This is a genomic window from Alicycliphilus denitrificans, assembly GCF_044792555.1.
Taxonomy (GTDB): domain Bacteria; phylum Pseudomonadota; class Gammaproteobacteria; order Burkholderiales; family Burkholderiaceae_C; genus Alicycliphilus; species Alicycliphilus denitrificans_A.
In genome coordinates, this window is sequence record NZ_CP126238.1 from 72,547 (window position 1) to 92,894 (window position 20,348).

Below are 20,348 nucleotides of genomic sequence, written 5' to 3' on the forward strand. Positions count from 1 at the left end.
CACGCCGTACGTGTAACAAATCTCCCATTTGCCATATATCCATATACCATGTTATTTGTCACCAATTGTTCACAATCCCCGCACCATGTCATTCCTCTCCCGCCTGACCGTGTCCCGGCGTCTGGTGGCCCTGGTGGCCCTGGCGCTGCTGTCCATGCTGGCGCTGCTCGCCGCCGTGATGACGACCGAACTCAGCCTGCTGCAGCGCGAGCGCGCCCAAAACGTGCGCCAGGTGGTCAGCGGTGCGCATGGCATCATTGCCTACTATCACCTGCTGGCCTCGCGCGGCGACCTGCCCGAGGAGGTGGCGAAAATCCGCTCGCTGGAGGCCGTGCGCTCGCTGCGCTACGGCGACGACCACGAGTATTTCTGGGTCAACGACATGCAGGCACGCATGGTCATGCACCCCATCCGTCCGGAGCTCGACGGCAAGGACATGGGCACCAGCAAGGATCCGAACGGCAAGGCGCTGTTCGCCGAATTCGTGCACACCGTGAAGAGCAAGGGCGAAGGCTATGTGGACTACCTCTGGCCCAAGCCCGGCAGCGACCAGCCAGTGGCGAAGATTTCCTACGTCAAGGGCTTTGCCCCCTGGGGCTGGGTCATAGGCTCCGGGGTGTACGTGGACAACGTGCGGGCGGTCTTCATGACGCGGCTGCTGCAGGCCGCCGGCTTTGCCGCGGCGCTGGCGCTGCTGCTGCTGGCCGTGGGCTGGGCTGTGGGGCGCAGCATCCTGCGCCAGCTTGGCGCCGAGCCCGCCCAGCTCAACGCCATCACGCACCAGATCGCCAGTGGTGACCTGACGGCACAAATCCCGGCCAGCGCCGACGCCCACAGCGTGCTGCTCGGCATCCGCAGCATGCGCGACAGCGTCACTCTCAGTGTGCTCGACGTACGCCGCGGCGCCGAGGGCGTGGCCACGGCCAGCGCCGAGATCGCCCAGGGCAACGACGACCTGTCGGCGCGCACCGAGGCGCAAGCCAGCGCGCTGGAGCAAACCGCGGCCTCCATGGAGCAGCTGAGCGCCACCGTGCGCCAGAACGCCGACAACGCCGCCCAGGCCAATCAGCTGGCCATGAACGCCAGCACCGTGGCCGTGCAGGGCGGCGCTGTGGTCGCCGAGGTGGTGGACACTATGCGCGGCATCAACGACGCCAGCCGCAGGATCGCCGACATTATTGGCGTGATCGACGGCATTGCCTTCCAGACCAACATCCTGGCGCTCAACGCCGCCGTCGAGGCGGCGCGCGCCGGCGAGCAGGGCCGGGGCTTTGCCGTGGTGGCCGGCGAGGTACGCAGCCTGGCCGGCCGCAGCGCCGAGGCGGCCAAGGAGATCAAGCAGCTCATCACCGACAGCGTGGGACGTGTGGAGCAGGGCACGCAGTTGGTGGACAAGGCCGGCGCCACCATGACCGAGGTGGTGAACTCGATCCGCCGCGTCACCGACATCATGGGCGAGATCAGCGCCGCCAGCCGCGAACAGAGCGCCGGCGTGGCCCAGGTGGGCGAGGCCGTCACGCAGATGGACCAGGCCACCCAGCAGAACGCCGCGCTGGTGGAGCAAAGCTCCGCCGCCGCCGCCGGCCTCAAGGCCCAGGCCGAGCAGTTGGTGAAGGCCGTGGCCGTGTTCAAGCTCGCGGGCCATGCCGGCGCCGCCACGCCGGCCGCAGCCAAGGTGCCGCCCGCGGCCGCCACGCCACCCCCCGGCCGCCGCATCGCGCCACCAGCGGCTGCGCCTGTGCGAGCCAAGGCGCGCCCTGCCCCGCCCGCGCCCGCGGCGCTGTCCGCGCCCCCGAAGGCGCCCACCGCCGCCGCCACAACCGCCCAGGCAACCCATGGCCGCGAAGATGATTGGGAAAGCTTTTAAGCGCACCACCCTGGGTCCCTGCTCACCGAAAAGGGCATGGCCCCGCCCCCTTACGGCCCGGCACGGGCCTTTTCTGCCATGACCTCCTTATTGAAGAAGCTCCCCTGGCCGCGCACGCTACACAGCAAGGCGCTGTGGGCAGTGTTCCTGATCGCGCTGCTGGCACTGGGGAATGTGCTGATCATGCAACTGCTGCTGCGCCAGTCGGACAATCTGGCCGCCACACTGAACCTGGCCGGCAAGATGCGCATGCTCAGCCAACACATCGCGCTGGAGGCCATGGCGGCGCACCAACACCCCAATGACTTCAGGCATGTGCCCCAGGAGCACTACGCGAACTTCGAGTCTGCCCATGCCGCGCTGCGCCATGGCGGCAGCGCCTATGGATTGCAGGTACGCGCACTGGATCAGGGCTTGCAGCCTGCGCTGCTGGCACTGCACGATGGCTGGCAGCAGTACCGCCAGGCCATAGACGCACTCGACAAGGCCCCCGTAGCAGCGAGCGCGGAAGCGGTGCAGGTCATGGCGGCCAGCAAACGGCTGCTGGGACAGGCAGAGACCCTGATGGACGGGCTGGTGCAATTTGCCGACACCATGCAACGGCGTGCGCTCGCCGGCAGCCTGGGGCTGTTCGCCCTGGATGGCCTGCTGCTCGCGCTGGCATACCGGCTGATGGCACGCCGCGTGCTGCGGCCCATCCGCCTTCTGACCGAGCAATGCCGCGACATGGCGCAGGGTCGCTATGGTGCACGCACCCAGCTGCCCATGGGCGACGAGCTCGGCGAGCTGGCGGGCGCCCTCGACCATTCGGCGGCACAAATCGCCACCCTGCTGCAAGACGTGGCCCAGGAGCGCACCGCACTGGCGCAGGTGCAGGCCATGTTCGACGGGCTGACGGACAACACCGTGGCGGGCGTGTACCTGCTCGACGAGTCCATCAACATCATCTATGCCAACGAGCAACTGGCACACATGCTGGGCTACGAGCGCGAGGTGCTGACGAATCACTTCCCGCTAGCGCGCCTGTTTTCACCCGCCACCTACGCCGTGGTGCATGCACGCCTGCAAGAGCGCCTACAAGGGCGGGTGCACAGCGCACGCTACGAGCGCACCGCGCTGCGTGCCGATGGCTCCAAGATCGACATCGAGATCTTTGGCTCGTTCATGACGCTGCACCGCAGGCCTGCCGTGATCGGCATGATGATCGACATCACCGAACGCAAGCGCGCAGAAACCTCGGTGCGCCGCGCCGCCCTGGTCTACCAGCACACCAGCGAAGCCATGGTGGTCACCGATCCCCAGGGCGTAGTGCTGGACGTCAACCCTGCGTTCACCGACATTACCGGCTACACGGCAGCGGAGATCATCGGCCGGCGCATGAACATGCTCAGCTCTGGCCGCCATGACCGTGCCTTCTACCAGGGCCTGTGGGCCAGCCTGCATGACACGGGCAGCTGGAGCGGCGACATCTGCAACCGCCACAAAAATGGCGCCGAATTCTTGGTGCGCCTGACCATCAGCACCTCACACAACGAGGACGGCAGCGTGAACTGCCACATCGGCCTGTTTGCCGACGTGACCGAGAAGCGCCGGCGCGAGGCCTCGATCTGGCACCAGGCACATTACGATCACCTGACGCAGCTGCCCAACCGGCAGATGTTCCAGCAAAACCTGCAACGCAGCATGGACAACGCGCGCGCCAGCGGCCAGCCCTTTGCCCTGGTGTTTCTGGATCTGGACCTGTTCAAGGAGGTCAACGACACTTTCGGTCACGACGAGGGCGACGAGCTGCTGCGCCAGGTGGCGCGGCGCCTGCAGGCCTGCGTGCGCAACACCGACCAGGTGGCACGCCTGGGCGGCGACGAATTCACTCTGACCCTGCAAAACCTCAAGCAGCTGGAGGATGCGCTGCCCATCTGTCGCAAGGTGCTGCACTCCGTGGCCCAGCCCTACGAACTCAAGAACAACACGGTGCATATCTCCGTCAGCGCGGGGGTGACCTTTTTCCCGCGCGACGGCCAGGATGGCGTGGCCCTACTCAAACATGCCGACCTGGCTATGTATGCCGCCAAGGACAAGGGCCGCAACCAGTTTTGCGAGTTCACACCCGCCATGGAGCAGGAGGCACAAGAGCGCCGCCTGCTGCTGCGCGACCTGCAGCAGGCCCTGGACGAGGGCGATTTCACGCTGCATTACCAGCCCATCGTGGACATGCAGAGCCAGCGCACCATCAAGGCCGAGGCGCTGCTGCGCTGGCAGCAAAGCGTGCGCGGCCAGGTCAGCCCGGCGCAGTTCATCCCGCTGGCGGAAGAATCGGGGCTGATCGGACCGCTGGGCGACTGGGTGTTCCAGCAGGCCACGCGCCAGCTGGCCGAATGGCGCGCCGAGCTCGATCCGGACTTCCAGATGAGCGTGAATGTGTCGCCCGTGCAGCTGCAGTCCTGCAAGCAGCAGGCCCAGACCTGGCTGCAGCATTTGCACGACCTGCAGCTGCCCAGCAGCGCCCTGGTGATAGAGCTGACCGAGTCCGTGCTCATGGAGTCCGACAAGGAAACCAACGCCAAGCTGCAGACGCTGCAGGTGGCAGGCATGCAGCTGGCCCTGGACGACTTTGGCACGGGGTATTCGTCACTGTCCTATCTCAAGCGCCTGGACATCGACTACCTCAAGATCGACCGCAGCTTCGTGAACCAGCTCACGCCGGGCAACGAGGACAATGTGCTGTGCGAGGCCATCATCGTCATGGCGCACCAACTGGGCATTCGCGTAGTGGCCGAAGGAGTGGAGACGCAGGAGCAGCACGACATCCTGCGCGCGGCCGGCTGCGACTACGGCCAGGGCTATTGGTACTGCCGTCCCGTGAGCCCCGAGGACTTCGGCGCCCGACTGCGCGAGGAGCGCTCACGGCATGCCAACATCCATGATCCGGCATTGATGGAGGTCGCTATTTGAGAGCCTCAGCGGTCATTCAACGACGCCTGGATGGACGGCAAGCAGATCGACCTGCTCAAGGTGAAGACTGCGAACAAGGGAAAGCCGGAGTGCTGGGGGTCCGCTGCATGTCTGCCTGGCGCTCGTGAACTCCAAACGGCGCGAAGGCATGTACTGGATGCCGTGCGCGGCCCCGGACCTTCACCAGGCTACGGCGGGCAGCGACCTTACGTGCATATATTTTTCTGTGCATGCTGGCCTACTACGTGGTATGGCATATGCGCCAGGCTTGGGCGCCGTTGCTGTTTGCCGACGAGGATCAGACGGCCAAGGCCACACGCGATCCGGTGGCGCCGGCCGTGCGCTCCGAGGCGGCGCAGCGCAAGGCCAGCCGCCACCGCCTGGAAGACGGCACGCCAGCGCACAGCTTTACCACCTTGCTTGGCGAGCTGGCGGCCCTGGTGCGCAATACCTGCCGCGCACCCCATGCCGGGGCCCAGGCGCCGAGCTTTGAGGTGCTCACCACGCCCAATGCCACGCAGCAGCGTGCGCTGGAGTTGATCCGGCAGATGCCGGTGTAGACAGAAAACGGAACCCTCAACTGGCGCTAAGTACTTGTGGCGCAAGGAGAAGTTCGTAATTTGGATGGGGGAACTTCAGGTTAGATGCTGTTTTGACTACTGTTTTTTACTCGGCCACAGCACCGAGGCAATCGCCAGCACCATCAAGCCCACGGCAGCCCAGTCCTGCCAGTGCAGCGGCTCACCCAGCCACAGGGTGCCGCTGAACACGCCCAGCACGGGAATCAGCATCACGCTGAGCGTGGAGGCCACGGGCGGCAGGGTGCGCACCAGGAAAAACCACGCCGTCTGCGCAAAGCCCAGCGCCAGCAGTCCGTTGTAGAGGATGGCGGCCCAGGCCTGCGCGTCGGGCGCCACCCAACGCTCGCGCTCGAACAGCACCGCCAGCACCGTGAGCGAGGCGCAGGTGATGGCCACCATCCAGAACGACAGCGTGAGCAGCGGCACGGGTATGGGCCGGCGGCGCAGCAGCTGCGTGCCCAGGGCCCAGCTAGCGGCGGACACCAGCATCAGCATCACGCCCACCGGCCGGCTACCCAGGGCGCCGATCTCGTGCCACAGCAGCAGCAGCACGCCCAGCAACGCCGCGCCCACACCGGTCCAGGCACGGCCCGCCAGGCGCTCGCCAAAGCACAGCGCGCCGATGACGGCCGAGAAGATGGGCATGGTGTAGCCCAGGATGGCAGCGCGGCCGCTGGACAGCAGCGGCATGGCCAGGATCATGAGCGCATGCCACAGCACCATGTTGGTGACGGCCAGCAGCGCCAGCCGCCCCCAGTACGCGCGCTCAATGGTGAACGACAGCCCTTGCCGCAGCATCACCAGGCCCAGGATGGGCAGGCCCAGCCACAGCGAGGCCATGCGGAAGGTGAGCGGCGGGAAATGTGCCACGCCCATCTTCATCACCGGCCAGTTGAAGCCCCACACCAGGGTCAGGAGCACGAGGACGACAAGCTGGCGGCGGGAGAAGACGGGCATGGCTGGCGATTGTGCCGGGCCTGAGCCTGCCTAAAATCACGGCCATGACCTTTCTCGACATGCTGCGCGACGCCACCACGCGCAATGACTCCCTGCTGTGCGTGGGCCTGGACCCGGAGCCCACGCGCTTTCCCGAGTCCGTGCGTGGCCAGGCGCACAGGATCTACGACTTCTGCGCCGCCATCGTGGACGCCACGGCCGACCTGGTCTGCGCCTTCAAGCCGCAGATCGCCTACTTTGCCGCGCAGGGCGCCGAGGACCAGCTCGAGCGCCTGATGCAGCACATGCGCTGCAACGCGCCGCATGTGCCGGTGATCCTGGACGCCAAGCGCGGCGACATCGGCTCCACGGCCGAACAGTACGCACGCGAAGCCTTCGAGCGCTACGGCGCCGACGCCGTGACGCTCTCGCCCTTCATGGGCTTTGACTCCATCGCCCCCTACCTGGAATACCACGGCAAGGGCGCCTTCCTGCTGTGCCGCACCTCCAACCCCGGCGGCGACGACCTGCAGGCCCAGCGCCTGGCCAGCGTGCCGGGCCAGCCCCTGCTGTACGAGCATGTGGCGCGCCTGGCCCAGGGCCCGTGGAACAAGAACGGCCAGCTGGGCCTGGTGGTGGGCGCCACCTACCCGCAAGAAATTGAGCGCGTGCGCGCCATCGCACCCACGCTGCCGCTGCTCATCCCCGGTGTGGGCGCCCAGGGCGGCGACGCCGCCGCCACGGTGCGCGCCGGCTTGCGCCCGGACGGCCCCATCATCGTCAACTCCTCGCGCGCCGTGCTCTACGCCTCGGGCGGCGCCGACTATGCGGCAGCCGCACGCGCAGCGGCCCAGGCCACGCGCGCCGCCCTCAACGCCGCACGCGCCTGAGAGGTTGAGAAAAAATCCCCCACGGCCGCCATGCAGCTCAAATGGCTGGAGGACTTCATCACGCTGGCCCATGAGCGCAGCTTCACCCGCGCGGCGGAGCTGCGCCATGTGACGCACCCGGCCTTCGGGCGGCGCATCCGCGCGCTGGAGGCCTGGGCCGGCACCCCGCTCATCGAGCGCGGCGGCGCTCCCGTGCGGCTCACGCCGGCGGGCCAGGCCTTTCTGGAGACGGCCGAGCAGCTGGCCCGCGGCCTGGCCCAGTCGCACGAGGAACTGCAGGCCATCGCCGGGCGCCATGCGCGCACGGTGACGCTGGCCACCGGCCGCACGCTGGCGCGCACCCTGGTGGCCGACCTGCTGGTGCGGCTCTCCCCGCTGCTGGGCACGGACGGCGAGCTGCACATACGCACCGGCTCACTGGCCGAGACGGTGGACGGGCTGCAGCGCGGCGAGGCGGACTTCGCCATCCTCTACCACCACCCCAGCCTGGTCGTGCCGCTGGATGCGCGCCAGTTCCAGCATCTGACGCTGGCCAGCGACCGCCTGGTGCCCATGGCGCGCGCCGACGCCCGGGGCACGCCGCTCTACCCCCTGGGCGGCGAGGCGCCGGTGCCGCATGTGGCCTATGCGCGCACGCTGGCGCTCGGGCGGCTACTGGAGGACCACCTGGCGCACCACCCCGCCAGACCCAGGCTGCAGCGGCTGCTGGAATGCGACTCGCCCGACGCCAGCTATGAATATGTGCTCAAGGGCCTGGGTGTGGCCTGGCTGCCCTGGTCCATGGTGCAGACCGACTGCCAGGCCGGGCGCCTGGCCCCGGCCGGCGACCGGCGCCTGGAGCTGAAGTTCGACGTGCGCCTGTACCGCCCCAAGCGCCGCCTGGCCCCCCTGGCCGAGGCGCTGTGGGCCGCCATGGCGCGGCGCTGACATACGGATTGGCACATATGCGTGCCAATTCGGCACCATGCTGCGGCGCACTGCTCCGCACAATGCCTCCACACGCCACCCCGCACCGGAGGAACCCATGCGCCCCACGCCCCCCGTCCCCTCGCGCCGCCTTGCCGCCACCCTACTGGCCGCCGGCCTGGCCCTGCTATGCACCGGTCCCGTGGCCGCCCAGGAGGCCGCCTACCCGAGCAAGCCCATCACCATCGTCGTCGGCTACCCGCCCGGCGGCAGCACCGACCTGATGGGGCGCCTGGTGGGTGCCGAGCTGTCCACGCGCCTGGGCCAGCCGGTGGTGATCGAGAACCTGGGCGGCGCCGGCGGCACCATAGGCGCGCAGAAGGTCGCCGCCGCGGTGCCCGACGGATACACGCTGCTGGTGGGCGCCAGCAACGAGCTGGCCATCGCCAAGCTGGTCGCCAAGAGCGTCAAGTACAGCCCGAGCAACTTCACGCCCATAGGCCTGATCGGCTCGCAGCCCCTGGTGCTGGTGGCCGCCACCGCCACCGGCGTGAAGAACGCCAACGACTTCACGCAGCTCGTGAAGAAGAACCCCGGCAAGTTCAGCTACGGCAGCTCGGGCGTGGGCACGGCGCTGCACCTGGCGGGCGAGATGGTCAAGGAACAGGCCGGCCTGTTCATGACGCACATTCCCTACCGCGGCGTGGCGCCGCTGACCAACGACCTGGTGGGCAACAATCTGGAGTTCGGCGTGTTCGTGCTCTCCAGCGGCCTGCCGCACATCAAGGCCGGCAAGGTAGTGGCGCTGGGCACCACGGCCGCCAAACGCGCGCCTGCCACGCCGGACATCCCGGCGCTGGCCGAGTTCCCGCAGTTCAAGAACGTCAACATTGAGAGCTGGTTCGCCCTCATGGGCCCGGCCAACCTGCCCCAGCCCGTGCTCACCAGGCTGAAAAAAGCGCTCAGCGACACGCTGCAGTCGCCCGACTTCCGCCAGAAGATGGCCGCCGCCGGCTCGGGCGTGGCCTCGCCGGACGTGAACCTCGCGCAGTTCTGGCGCGAGGAGATCGCCAAGTACACGAAGATCGTGCAATTCGCGAAGATCGAAGAATGAGCCATCCACTGCACTTTGACCTGCCCGCGCCCGACATCTGCGCCTGGCGTGCGGGCAATACCGGCACCGAGGGCGTGTGGCAGTTCGACTCAGGCCAGCCCGGCCGCCATGTGCTGATCAGCGCGCTGATCCACGGCAACGAACTGTGCGGCGCCTGGGCGCTCAAGGGACTGCTCGAAGCGGGCCTGCGCCCGCAGGCCGGCCGGCTGACGCTGGCGTTCTGCAACCTGGCGGCGTTCGACCGCTTCGATGCCGCCAACCATGACGCGGCGCGCTTTGTCGATGAGGACATGAATCGCCAGTGGAGCGACGAGCGCATGGAGGCCGCAGGCAGCCTGGAGCGCCGCCGCTGCGCCGCGCTGCGCCCCTTTGTCGCCAGCGCCGACTGGCTGCTGGACCTGCACTCCATGCACGAGCCCAGCGCGCCGCTGCTGCTCACCGGACTGCAGCCGCGCAACCTCGATCTGGCGCGCGCCATGGCCGCGCCCGAGCATGTCGTGATCGACGCCGGCCACAAGGACGGCACGCGCATGCGCGACTACGGGCGCTTCGGCCTACCCGACGAGACGGCCGGCGACAGCCGTTCGCTGCTCGTGGAATGCGGCTTTCACGGCGACCCGGCCAGCCGCACCGTGGCCCAGGACCAATGCCTGCGCTTCCTGCAGGCCGCCGGCGTGATGAACGCTGCCGAGCTGGACCGCCTGCTACCCGGCTGGCGCCTGCCCGACGCGACACGCCAATGGGCGCTGCAGGTCACGGAGCCGGTGGTGGCAAAAAGCGAGCGCTTTCGCTTCAGCGAAGCCTTCACCGGCCTGGAGGTGATAGCCAAGGCCGGCACCGTCATAGGCGACAACGACGGCCAGCCCGTGACCACACCGTATGACGACTGCGTGCTCGTCATGCCCAGCACGCGCCAGGCACGCGCCGGCGTGACCGTGGTGCGCTTTGCCACGCGGCGGCCGCTGTAACCGACGGCCCCGGAGCGCGGCAGATCCGCTCCGCACCTGAACGCTTCCAATTTAATAGCTTTTAACGCTTAGCACACAACCGTTTCAGCGTTATTTGCATCAAAACCCCGCCATACCTTGCGCTGGCGGGTGCGGCATCACGCCCCCGCAGAAGATTGATGCGTATCAAGCTTGCTGCTTTTTTGACCACAAAGACGCTACGACTTGCGGGGTTTACCCTGGGGTCTACCCCTACACTTGTCACAAATTGTTCACATTCGTACAGCGCCCGATATCTATGCCGTTGCTCGACCGCCTGCACCTGTCTCACAAGTTCCTGATCCTGGGCTGCATCGCCCTGGTCATGATCGCCCTGCCCGCAGGCCTGCATCTGCGCAGCATGAGCGGCCAGATGCAGCAACTGGGAGCGCAGGCGCGCGCCATGCCGGCGCTGCAGCAGCTGGGCCAGGCCGTGCGGCTGGCGCAGGTGCACCGCGGCCTGTCGGCGGCCATGCTCGGCGGCGACGCGCAACTGGCGGCGCGCCGGCCCGCCGTGCGCGAGGCGCTGGACCAGGCGCTGCAGGCCACGGCCTCCGAACTCACGACCGTGGCGCCCGAACAGGCCGCCCCCCTGAACCAACTGCGCCAGGACTGGCAGGCGCTGCAGCAGGGCGTGGCCGACCGCGCCCTCACCCCCGCCCAGAGCCTGGCGCGCCACAACCAGCTGGTGGCCAGGCTGCTGGCTTTTAGCGACCAGCTGCTGCACGCCAGCGGCCTGAGCACCAGCGACCAGCGCGACACCCAGGCACTGATCCAGGCGGCGCTGCAGCAACTGCCGATGCTGACCGAGCAGCTGGGCCAGATGCGCGCCATGGGCACGGGCGCACTGGCACGCGGCGAGCTGGCACCGGAAAACCGCGGCCTGCTGCGCGCCCTGCGTGCACGCGCCGATGAATTTGCTGCCGCCAGCCAGTCCAGTCTGCAGCGCGCCATGCAGCACGCCCCCGGCCTCACGACCGGGCTGTCGCAGCGCATGGCCGACGAGCAGGCGCGCGTGGCCGAGGCCCTGAAACTGGTCGACGATGGCCTGCTGAACACCGCCGAACTGCAGCTGCCGGCCGCGCGCTATTTCGACACGCTCACGGCCGGCATCGAGGCCGTGAATACGCTGGGCGGCAAGGCCACCGAGCAGCTGCTGGAAACGGTCCAGGAGCGGGCCGCATCCGCCCAGCGCATGCTGTGGCTCATGGTCGGCGCGCTCGCGGCCCTGCTGCTGCTAGCCGTGGCCCTGGGCAGCGCCTTCGTGCGCTCCATCACGCGCCCGCTGGGGCAGGCCGTGGAATTGGCCCAGGCCGTGGCCGGGGGTGACCTGAGCGGCGCCGACCGGCCCCATGGCAGCAACGAGGTCGGCCAGCTGATCGCCGCCCAGCAGCAGATGCGCGCCCGGCTGCGCCCCATCGTGGCCCAGGTGCGCGGCGGCGCCGATGGCGTGGCCCTGGCCAGCGGCGAGATCGCCCAGGGCAACCACGACCTGTCCGGCCGCACCGAAGCCCAAGCCAGCGCACTGGAGCAGACCGCCTCCTCGATGGCGCAGCTCAGCGCTGCGGTGCAGCACAACGCCGAGGCCGCGCGCGAGGCCAGCCAGCTGGCCGAGCGCACGCGCGACATGGCGAGCCAGAGCGGCGCCAGCGTGGAGCAGATGGTGGGCGCCATGCACAGCGTGCACCAGGCTCAGCAACAAATGGCCGACATCATCCAGGTGATCGACGGCATCGCCTTCCAGACCAATCTGCTGGCCCTGAACGCCGCCGTGGAGGCCGCGCGCGCGGGCGAGCAGGGCCGCGGCTTTGCCGTCGTGGCCGGCGAGGTGCGCAGCCTGGCCGGCCGCAGCAGTGAGGCGTCCAAGCAGATCCGCACCCTGATCGAGACCAGCCGCGCCCGCGTGGACCAGGGCAACCAGCAGGCCACCGCCGCGGGCCAGACCATGGCCGAGGTGGTGCAAAGCATCCAGCGCCTGAGCAAGCTGGCCGGGCAGATCAGCACCGCCTGCCAGGACCAGGCCAGCGGCGTGGCCCAGGTGGGCGAGGCCGTGAACGCGCTGGACCAGGCAACGCAGCAGAACGCCACCCTGGTCGAAGAAATGGCCGCCGCCGCCGACGGCCTGAGCAGCCAGGCCCAGGGCCTGGTGCAGGCGGTGGCGGTGTTCCGCGGGGCGGACAGCGACGCACCGGTGCGCCGGACGGCCGCCCTTGAACTCACTTATTGATAGCTGTTAACGTCCACCCATAGCGTGCAACAGGCCGATTTGGCTTGATGTTGCCAACACAGGTCGCACCTCGCCGGACTGGCCACCCAGTGATGCTCCCTTTCCCCTGCCTTCGGGCGGCGTACATAGGGCGCCCTGCCCAAGGTAGCCAGCCTGCGCGTCCCGAACATTGAGTGCATCGTGGCGCTGCGGCGCCAGATGCACGTGCCCCCGAGCGCCAGGGGCTGGAACCTTATCGCTGCGTGACAATAGCGCGCAACATGGACATCAATCTCATCCGGAACTTCGTCGAGGTGGTGGATGCCCGCAGCCTCAGCGAGGCCGCCAGGCGCCGCGACGTGACCCGCTCCAAGGTCAGCAAGGAACTGAAGGCTCTGGAAGCCTCGCTGGACACGCGGCTGCTGCACCGTTCCACGCGCAGCATTTCGCTGACCGAGGCCGGCGAGATCCTTTACGGGCGCGGCTGCAACATCATCGAGCAGGTCGAGGCGGCCCAGGGCTCTATCGATGCGCTCCAGCATGTGGTGACGGGCAACGTGCGGCTAAGCATTCCCACGGGGCTGGGCGAGCTGTACGTGGCCCAGATGCTGCTCGAATTTCACAAGCACCATCCGCAGGTGCGCATCCGCGTGCTCTTCTCCAACCGGGTGAGCGACCTGATGGGGGCCGAGATCGACATCGCGGTACGGGTAACCGACGAAGTGAACGACAACCTGGTGGCCAGGGAACTGGGCACGGTGGAGACTGCGCTGTACGCGAGCCGTGACTACGCCCGGGCGCATCCATTCAAAATGCCCACCGACATTCCGCACGGAGTGCTACTGACGCCTCCGGGTGACGGCAAGACCTATGCGATCACCGTCAGTAACCAGTCACAGGAGATCCGCCTCCAATGCGAGCCGTATGTCACAAGCGAGCATTTTCCTTTTCTCAAGCAATCGATGCTGACCGGCTGCGGCGTGGCCGCACTGCCCCGGTACATGGTCATCGATGAACTGCATGCGGGCACGGTGCAGCGGGTATGCCCGGACTGGCGTGTCACCGGGCTGGGCGACCGGCTCTACATCATCACCCTAGCCAACCGCCGCCCGCCGCATGCGGTCAAGGTTATGACCGAGTTTCTCCAATCGCGCCTGCGCAGGTTCGTGGAGTGAAGGGGCCGAGCCCCGGCCCGGCCACCGGTTCATTGATCTAGCGCAATGTGGTTGTCTATGATCACTTTGCGCCACATCGCCTCGTCCTCCTTGAGGAAGGCGACGAGCTCGGGCTGCGACTGGGGCTTCTTCCCCGCAAGGTACATGGTGTTGAGCGCCGCGACGAACTCAGGTTTTTGCATCACCACGTCGATGGCCGACTTGATCCTGGCGCCAACTTGTGCTGGCGTGCCCGAGTGCACGGCCACGCCGAACCAAGTGGCTGCTTTGAAGCCCGGGAATCCCGATTCGGCGATGGTCGGCGTATCGGGCAAGAACTGGGAGCGCGTCAGCGCGGTCGTCGCAATCGGCACCAGCTTGCCCGACTTGATCTGCGGCAGCGAGGTGCTGACGACGTCCACCATCAGCTGAGTATCGTTGGACATCAGCGCCGTCAGAGCGGGCGCGCTGCCGTTGAATGGAATGTGGGTGGCCTCCACGTTTAGGCGGTTCTTGATCAGCTCGGTGGTCAACTGCAGCGGATTGCCCAAGCCGATGGAGCTGTAGTTCAGCTGACCGGCATGGGTCTTGGCATATGCCTTCAGGTCGGCCACGCTCCGGATACCAGTCTGGCTGTTGGTGACCAGCACCAGCGGCGCCTCGGCCAGTATATTGGTCAACGTCAGGTCCTTGGCCGGGTCGTAGCTCAGTTTTTTGTAGAGCAAAGGGTTCAGCACCATGCTCGCATTGCTGGCCAACAGCAGCGTGTAGCCGTCGGCCGGTGTGCGCGATACGGCCGTGGCCGCGATCATAGTATTGGCGCCGGGTTTGTTCTCAACTACCACCGGCTGCTTGATTTCGGCCGACAGATAAGTGGCCAGCGTGCGCGCCAGCATGTCCGCCGAGCCGCCGGGTGCATACGGAGCCACCAACTTCAGGGGCTTGGCAGGAAAGTCAGCCTGCGCCATGGCCAGCGATGCCACGACGGACAGGGTCACGGAAATCAGAAACTTTTTCATGGATGTGTCTCCTTGGGTAATTGCTTGGTGGATCACTACACTTTGCGCTGCTGCGCTGCCCAGAACTGTTCGCGCAGCCTGCGCTTGGCGATCTTTCCGTTGTCGTCGCGCGGCAAGGTGCAGAACTCGATGCCCCTCGGGATCTTGTAGGCCGCCAGGCGGTGCTTCAGCCAAGCCTGCAGCTCGCTGACAAGGGCGGGGGCTGCGTCGGGCGCTTCGACCAACGCATGCAGCCTTTCGCCGTATTCCGCATCGGGAATGCCCAGTACCGCACAGTCCGACACCGAAGGGTGCCGCAGCAGTTCGTTCTCGATCTCGGCCGGATAGATGTTGACGCCACCCGAGATGACCAGATCGGAGTCCCGGTCGCAGACGTACAGAAAGCCCTCTTCATCGAGGTAGCCCATGTCGCCCAGTGTCACCATGCCGTCCACCTCGATCTTGCGCCGGGCCCCGTCGTTTCCCCGGTAGGTGAAATCGGCATAGGCCGGCTGGCGCACATAGATCAGCCCGACCTCGCCCGCCGGCAGTGGAGCCCCCAGCTTGTCGAGGATCCGCACACGTGCATCGAGCAGCGGAAGACCCGCGCTGCCAGGGTGCGCCAATGCATCCTGCGAGTCGATGAAGGTCACTAGGCCAGACTCACTGGACGCATAGGTCTCGTTAATGATGAGGCCCAACCACTCAATCATGGCCTTCTTGACCTCGGGCGCACAGGGCGCCCCGGTCGAGGCGACAAAGCGCAGCGACGACAGGTCGTACCTGTCCCGCACCTCGCGGGGCAAGCGCAGCAGCCGCACATACATGATGGGGACCATGTAGGCGGTATCGATGCGATGCTCCTGCACCAGCCGCAGAAAGGTTTCCGGATCGAAGCGCTGCTCCAGCACCACCAACTCGGACAGCATCAGCGCATTCTGGAAATACAGACTGGGAGCACTATGGTAGATAGGCGCCGTCAGCAAGGTGCGGGCACCTTCGCGCAGTCCGTAGGCGGTCTCCACCAGCCGGCGGTTCATGGCCTGGCGACCGGGCAGCTCATCCAGCGGCACCTCGAACCGGACCACCCCCTTGGGACGCCCCGTGGTTCCCGATGTATAGGCCATATGCCCGCGCGGCGACACGAATGGCCCATCGTAGAGTTTCTGCCGCTCAAGCCAACGCTCGTAGTCCTGCTCCTGCGCGCCTGCGCGGGCATCCACCACCAGCCGGGGAATCGAGTCATCGAGCGCCGCCTGCAGCCCATCCAACAACGATTGGCTGGTGATCAAGGCCTTGGCGCCGCTGTCGCCCATGATGAAGTTGATCTCCTGCGCGGTGAAATGCCAGTTCAAGGGGCAGTAGGTCATGCCGCCTATGCGGCAGGCATGTACCACATCGGCGTACGCGAGGCCGTTGTGCAGAAGTACGGCCACGACATCACCTGTCTGCAGGCCCATCGCGCGCAAGCCCTGGGCCAGGCGGCTGCCACGGCTGTGCTGTTGCCCGGCTGAGGTTTCCGTGCCCTCGAACACCAGGGTGGAGCAGGGTTGCGGTGCCTGCATCATGCTGCCGACACCGGCCGGTTGGCGCTGATGGCATGTTGCTTGGCCTGAGCCCAGTCCGCGTCGCTCCAGTACTGGTATTCGGTGAAGTAGGCGCCGTTGGCCAGCGCATCGCCGCCATCGAGGGTGATGGTTTGCCCGTTCAGCCAGGTATTGTCTGGAGCCAGCATGAAGGCCGCCAGGTTGCCGATGTCCTCCCCCGTGCCCAGGCGCCGCATGGGATTGTCGGCCTGCCGCCGATCCACCGAATCCTCATTGCCAGCGATGCTGGGCCGCAGCCTGCTGCTGGCGCCCTGAGTGGGGATGACGCCCGGCGCAATCGCGTTACAGCGGATGCGCTTGGGCCCCCACTCCACCGCCAGGGATTTGGTCATCGCATCCAAGCCGGCCTTGGACATGGCCGAAGGCACAACGAACGGCGCGCCCGTATCCACCCAGGTCACCACGATCGACAGCACCGCCCCCGCCCTTCCCTGGGCGATCCATTTCCTGCCCACGGCCTGCGTGACATAGAAGGTGCCGCGGAACACGATGTCGGAAATCGCATGAAAGCCGTTAACGCTAAGGTCTTCAGTACGGCTCACGAAATTGCCTGCAGCGTTGTTAACCAGTGCCGTCAGGGCGCCATGCTGTTGCCAGATATGGTCAACCGTATGCTGAACTGCGTCGGGCGAGCGAATGTCCAGCGCATGCGCGAATGCATCCACGCCGAAATCCGCTTGCAGCCGTGCCGCTGCGTCCTCGACCACCGCGAGCCTGCGGCCACACAAATGGATCTCGGCCCCCAGCGAGGCCAGCTTTCTCGCCATGGCCCATCCAAGGCCGGTGCCCCCGCCCGTGATGAGAATACGCTGCCCTGCGTACAGGTTCGCTTGAAACATGCCTGCCTCCTTGAAAGTACAAGCACACTGTAAAGATCTCACTGTTTCTCATAAAGCAGCAAACCGGACGCAATTTGTTTCCCCTGCAGCTACAAAGCCAGCCGCACCGCTCCGGACCAGACTCGCACTGCACTCAGCCTCAGTCCATACCCAGATACCGCCGCAGGTAACGCCCCGTATGGCTGGCCGCATTCGCCGCCACTTCCTCGGGCGTGCCCACGGCCACCAACTGGCCGCCGCCGGCGCCGCCCTCGGGGCCCATGTCGATGAGCCAGTCGGCCGTCTTGATCACGTCCAGGTTGTGTTCGATGACGACGATGGTGTTGCCGGCGTCGCGCAGTTGCAGCAGCACGCGGAGCAAGAGCGCGATGTCGGCGAAGTGCAGGCCGGTGGTGGGCTCGTCCAGGATGTAGAGCGTGCGCCCGGTGTCGCGGCGGCTCAGTTCCTGCGCCAGCTTCACGCGCTGGGCCTCGCCGCCCGACAGGGTCGTGGCGCTCTGGCCCAGGCGGATGTAGGACAGGCCCACGTCCAGCAAGGTTTGCAGCTTGCGTGCGATCGCCGGCACGTCCCTGAAGAAGGCGTGCGCGTCCTCCACCGTGAGGTCCAGGATCTGCGCGATGTTGCGGCCCTTCCACTGCACCTGCAGCGTTTCGCGGTTGTAGCGCTGGCCGTGGCAGATGTCGCAGGGCACGTAGACGTCGGGCAGGAAGTGCATCTCCACCTTCACCACGCCGTCGCCCTGGCAGGCCTCGCAGCGCCCGCCGCCCGAGCCCTGCGCCACGTTGAACGAGAAGCGCCCGGGGCCATAGCCGCGCTCACGGGCGGTATTCGTCTCGGCCATGAGCTCGCGGATCGGCGTGAACAGCCCCGTGTAGGTGGCGGGGTTGCTGCGCGGCGTGCGGCCTATGGGGCTTTGGTCAACGTTGATGACCTTGTCGAAATACTCCAGCCCCTCGATGGCGGCGTGCGGCGCGGGTTCTTCGTGCGCGCGGTGGATCTGGCGCGCGGCGGCCTTGTGCAGCGTGTCGTTGACCAGGGTGCTCTTGCCCGAGCCGGACACGCCGGTCACGCAGGTCAGCAGGCCCACGGGGAACTCCGCATTCACGCCCTGCAGGTTGTTGCCGGTGGCGCCGAGCACGCGCAGGGCCTGCAGCCGCCCTTGCGTGGCGCGGTGTTCGGCCAGGCGTTCCTGCTTGCGCTGGCTGGCTGCCGTTTCGGGAAAGCGCGACTTCGGTCTTTTCTCGTCCTCCGGCACCGCCGGCTCCAGTACCGGCAACCAGGGCGTGCGCCGCGCGGGCACGGGCAGGCTGCGCGCGCCGCTCAAAAACTGTCCGGTGAGGGAGTCGGGATTCGCGCACAGCTCGGCATAGGTTCCCTGGGCCATCACGCGCCCGCCGTGCACGCCGGCGCCGGGGCCCATGTCCACGCAGTGGTCGGCGGCGCGGATCATGTCCTCGTCATGCTCGACCACGATGACGCTGTTGCCCAGGTCGCGCAGCCGCGTCAGCGTGGCGATCAGGCGGTCGTTGTCGCGCTGGTGCAGGCCGATGCTGGGCTCGTCCAGCACATACATCACGCCCGTGAGGCCCGAGCCGATCTGGCTCGCCAGGCGGATGCGCTGGGCCTCGCCACCGGAGAGGGTCTCGGCGCTGCGCGCCAGGCTCAGGTAGGACAGGCCCACGTCGTTCAAGAACCCCAGGCGCGCGGCGATCTCGCGCACGATCTTGCCGGCGATCTCGGCCTTGGCGCCCGACAGCTTCAGCGCGCCGAACCAGGCCTGGGCGTCGGCCAGCGTCATGTCGCTCACGGCGTAGATGGCGCGCGCGGCATCGCCCTCGCCCACCCGCACATGGCGCGCCTCGCGCTTGAGGCGCGCGCCACCGCAGGCGGCGCAGGGCTGGGTCTGGCGGTAGCGCGCCAGGTCCTCGCGCACCACGCTGGAGTCCGTCTCGCGCCAGCGCCGCTCCATGTTGGGCAGGATGCCCTCGAACGGGTGGCTCTTGACGATGGGCTGGCCCTTCCTGGGGCCGCTATCGAGCAGGTAGCTGAAGGCGATCTCCTCTTCGCCCGAGCCGTGCAGCACGACCTGGCGTACGCGCTCGGGGAGCTGCTCGAACGGCGTCTCCACGTCGAAGCCGTAGTGCCGGCCCAGGCTCTCGAGCATGGCGAAGTAATGGCCATTGCGCCGATCCCAGCCCTTGATGGCGCCGCTGGCCAGGCTCAAGGAGGGGAAGGCCACCACGCGCGCCGGGTCGAACAGCTCCTGCTGGCCCAGCCCGTCGCAGGCCGGGCAGGCGCCCGTGGGCGAGTTGAACGAGAACAGCCGCGGCTCCAGCTCGGGCAGCGAATAGCTGCACACGGGGCAGGCGTACTTGGCTGAAAACAGATGCTCGCGCCCGCTATCCATCTCCAGCGCCAGCACACGGCCCGCGCCCTCGCTGCCGCCTATGCGCAGCACGCCCTCGATGCTCTCGGCCAGGCGCTGCTGAGCGTCGGGGCGTACCTTCAGGCGATCGACCACCACGTCGATGTCGTGCTTCTCGGTTTTCTTCAGCTCCGGCAGCTCATCCACCTCGTAGATGCGGCCATCGACGCGAAAGCGCACATAGCCCTGGGCCTGCATCTGCTCGAACAGGTCGACGAACTCGCCCTTCCTGTGCCGCGCCACGGGGGCCAGCAGCATCAGCTTGGTGTCCTCGGGCAGGGCCAGCACGGCGTCCACCATCTGGCTCACGGTCTGCGCGGCCAGCGGCAGGCCATGGTCGGGACAGTGCGGCGTGCCGGCGCGCGCGTAGAGCAGGCGCAGGTAGTCGTGGATCTCGGTCACCGTGCCCACGGTGGAGCGCGGGTTGTGGCTGGTGGCCTTCTGCTCGATGCTGATCGCCGGCGACAGGCCCTCGATCAGGTCCACGTCGGGCTTGTCCAGGCGGCCGAGAAACTGGCGCGCATAGCTTGAGAGGCTCTCCACGTAGCGCCGCTGCCCCTCGGCATACAGCGTGTCGAAGGCCAGGCTGGACTTGCCCGAGCCTGACAGCCCGGTGATCACCACCAGCTGGTTGCGCGGTATGTCCAGGTCGATATTCTTCAGGTTGTGCGTACGCGCGCCGCGGATGCTGATGCAGCCAGCGCCGCGCAGCACCTGGACCAGCGGGCGTCCGGCGTCCGGGGCGGGCGGGTGGGCGGGGGATGGGGCGGTGTCAAACATCGCTGGAGGTGCCAGAAGCAAACCTGCCATGATAGGACAGCGCCGGGCGCGGGCATGGCTCCTTACAATGCAAGCCCCACGCGCTGGCACAGCGCATGCTGCCTGTC

14 protein-coding genes are annotated in these 20,348 nt (G+C 67.3%); 9 read left to right on the top strand and 5 right to left on the bottom strand.

The features are described 5' to 3' along the window. Window positions 1-85 precede the first annotated feature (85 nt). The 3 genes from P7644_RS00330 (at window position 86) to P7644_RS00340 (ending at window position 5,379) form a co-directional block, all read left to right on the top strand. Complete coding sequence (locus P7644_RS00330) at window positions 86-1,867, top strand: methyl-accepting chemotaxis protein (protein ID WP_404301021.1); 1,782 nt, start codon at window positions 86-88, stop codon at window positions 1,865-1,867. A 78-nt stretch (window positions 1,868-1,945) separates the two neighbouring features. After that, window positions 1,946-4,819 (top strand): EAL domain-containing protein, encoded by a 2,874-nt coding sequence (locus tag P7644_RS00335; protein ID WP_404301022.1) that lies wholly within the window; start codon window positions 1,946-1,948, stop codon window positions 4,817-4,819. A 230-nt stretch (window positions 4,820-5,049) separates the two neighbouring features. Beyond that, window positions 5,050-5,379 (top strand): hypothetical protein, encoded by a 330-nt coding sequence (locus P7644_RS00340; protein WP_404301023.1) that lies wholly within the window; start codon window positions 5,050-5,052, stop codon window positions 5,377-5,379. Window positions 5,380-5,475: 96 nt separating this feature from the next. Here the strand turns inward: P7644_RS00340 and P7644_RS00345 are convergent, their stop codons facing one another. Continuing rightward, a complete protein-coding gene (locus P7644_RS00345) occupies window positions 5,476-6,357 on the bottom strand; it encodes a DMT family transporter (protein ID WP_404301024.1) in 882 nt (293 codons plus the stop codon). Window positions 6,358-6,401: 44 nt separating this feature from the next. On the opposite strand from P7644_RS00345, the gene pyrF reads away from it, so the two are divergent. The 6 genes from pyrF to P7644_RS00375 all read left to right on the top strand — a co-directional run bounded on the left by pyrF (window position 6,402) and on the right by P7644_RS00375 (window position 13,613). Beyond that, window positions 6,402-7,226, top strand: coding sequence for an orotidine-5'-phosphate decarboxylase (pyrF, locus tag P7644_RS00350; protein WP_404301025.1), 825 nt, complete (start codon window positions 6,402-6,404; stop codon window positions 7,224-7,226). Between the two features lie 30 nt (window positions 7,227-7,256). Further along, the gene (locus P7644_RS00355) at window positions 7,257-8,153 is read left to right on the top strand and encodes a LysR family transcriptional regulator (RefSeq protein WP_404301026.1); all 897 of its coding nucleotides are present in this window, start codon (window positions 7,257-7,259) and stop codon (window positions 8,151-8,153) included. Window positions 8,154-8,250: 97 nt separating this feature from the next. Beyond that, entirely contained in the window at window positions 8,251-9,246 is a 996-nt protein-coding gene (locus P7644_RS00360; protein ID WP_404301027.1) for a Bug family tripartite tricarboxylate transporter substrate binding protein, read from the top strand. Then, window positions 9,243-10,214: a succinylglutamate desuccinylase/aspartoacylase family protein gene (locus P7644_RS00365; RefSeq protein ID WP_404301028.1), complete on the top strand. Its 972-nt coding sequence runs from the start codon at window positions 9,243-9,245 to the stop codon at window positions 10,212-10,214. Before P7644_RS00360 ends, P7644_RS00365 begins: the two co-directional genes overlap by 4 nt. A gap of 277 nt (window positions 10,215-10,491) precedes the next feature. Next, a complete protein-coding gene (locus P7644_RS00370) occupies window positions 10,492-12,459 on the top strand; it encodes a methyl-accepting chemotaxis protein (RefSeq protein WP_404301029.1) in 1,968 nt (655 codons plus the stop codon). Between the two features lie 260 nt (window positions 12,460-12,719). Beyond that, window positions 12,720-13,613, top strand: a complete 894-nt coding sequence (locus P7644_RS00375; protein ID WP_404301030.1) for a LysR family transcriptional regulator — start codon at window positions 12,720-12,722, stop codon at window positions 13,611-13,613. Between the two features lie 29 nt (window positions 13,614-13,642). Here P7644_RS00375 and P7644_RS00380 read toward each other — a convergent pair whose 3' ends face one another. The 4 genes from P7644_RS00380 to uvrA form a co-directional block, all read right to left on the bottom strand. Further along, window positions 13,643-14,611, bottom strand: a complete 969-nt coding sequence (locus tag P7644_RS00380; protein WP_404301032.1) for a Bug family tripartite tricarboxylate transporter substrate binding protein — start codon at window positions 14,609-14,611, stop codon at window positions 13,643-13,645. 35 nt (window positions 14,612-14,646) lie between these two features. Further along, entirely contained in the window at window positions 14,647-16,158 is a 1,512-nt protein-coding gene (locus P7644_RS00385) for an AMP-binding protein (protein ID WP_404301033.1), read from the bottom strand. Further along, window positions 16,155-17,036 (bottom strand): SDR family oxidoreductase, encoded by an 882-nt coding sequence (locus P7644_RS00390; protein WP_404301034.1) that lies wholly within the window; start codon window positions 17,034-17,036, stop codon window positions 16,155-16,157. Before P7644_RS00390 ends, P7644_RS00385 begins: the two co-directional genes overlap by 4 nt. A 139-nt stretch (window positions 17,037-17,175) precedes the next feature. After that, window positions 17,176-20,241: an excinuclease ABC subunit UvrA gene (gene uvrA, locus P7644_RS00395; protein ID WP_404301035.1), complete on the bottom strand. Its 3,066-nt coding sequence runs from the start codon at window positions 20,239-20,241 to the stop codon at window positions 17,176-17,178. Window positions 20,242-20,348 lie beyond the last annotated feature (107 nt).

What these genes read in the sequence shown, in the direction of transcription:
- P7644_RS00330 (WP_404301021.1), top strand. Translation starts at nt 86, where the DNA reads ATGTCATTCCTCTCCCGCCTGACCGTGTCCCGGCGTCTGGTGGCCCTG.
- P7644_RS00335 (WP_404301022.1), top strand. Translation starts at nt 1,946, where the DNA reads ATGACCTCCTTATTGAAGAAGCTCCCCTGGCCGCGCACGCTACACAGC.
- P7644_RS00340 (WP_404301023.1), top strand. Translation starts at nt 5,050, where the DNA reads ATGCTGGCCTACTACGTGGTATGGCATATGCGCCAGGCTTGGGCGCCG.
- P7644_RS00345 (WP_404301024.1), bottom strand. Translation starts at nt 6,357, where the DNA reads ATGCCCGTCTTCTCCCGCCGCCAGCTTGTCGTCCTCGTGCTCCTGACC.
- pyrF (WP_404301025.1), top strand. Translation starts at nt 6,402, where the DNA reads ATGACCTTTCTCGACATGCTGCGCGACGCCACCACGCGCAATGACTCC.
- P7644_RS00355 (WP_404301026.1), top strand. Translation starts at nt 7,257, where the DNA reads ATGCAGCTCAAATGGCTGGAGGACTTCATCACGCTGGCCCATGAGCGC.
- P7644_RS00360 (WP_404301027.1), top strand. Translation starts at nt 8,251, where the DNA reads ATGCGCCCCACGCCCCCCGTCCCCTCGCGCCGCCTTGCCGCCACCCTA.
- P7644_RS00365 (WP_404301028.1), top strand. Translation starts at nt 9,243, where the DNA reads ATGAGCCATCCACTGCACTTTGACCTGCCCGCGCCCGACATCTGCGCC.
- P7644_RS00370 (WP_404301029.1), top strand. Translation starts at nt 10,492, where the DNA reads ATGCCGTTGCTCGACCGCCTGCACCTGTCTCACAAGTTCCTGATCCTG.
- P7644_RS00375 (WP_404301030.1), top strand. Translation starts at nt 12,720, where the DNA reads ATGGACATCAATCTCATCCGGAACTTCGTCGAGGTGGTGGATGCCCGC.
- P7644_RS00380 (WP_404301032.1), bottom strand. Translation starts at nt 14,611, where the DNA reads ATGAAAAAGTTTCTGATTTCCGTGACCCTGTCCGTCGTGGCATCGCTG.
- P7644_RS00385 (WP_404301033.1), bottom strand. Translation starts at nt 16,158, where the DNA reads ATGATGCAGGCACCGCAACCCTGCTCCACCCTGGTGTTCGAGGGCACG.
- P7644_RS00390 (WP_404301034.1), bottom strand. Translation starts at nt 17,036, where the DNA reads ATGTTTCAAGCGAACCTGTACGCAGGGCAGCGTATTCTCATCACGGGC.
- uvrA (WP_404301035.1), bottom strand. Translation starts at nt 20,241, where the DNA reads ATGTTTGACACCGCCCCATCCCCCGCCCACCCGCCCGCCCCGGACGCC.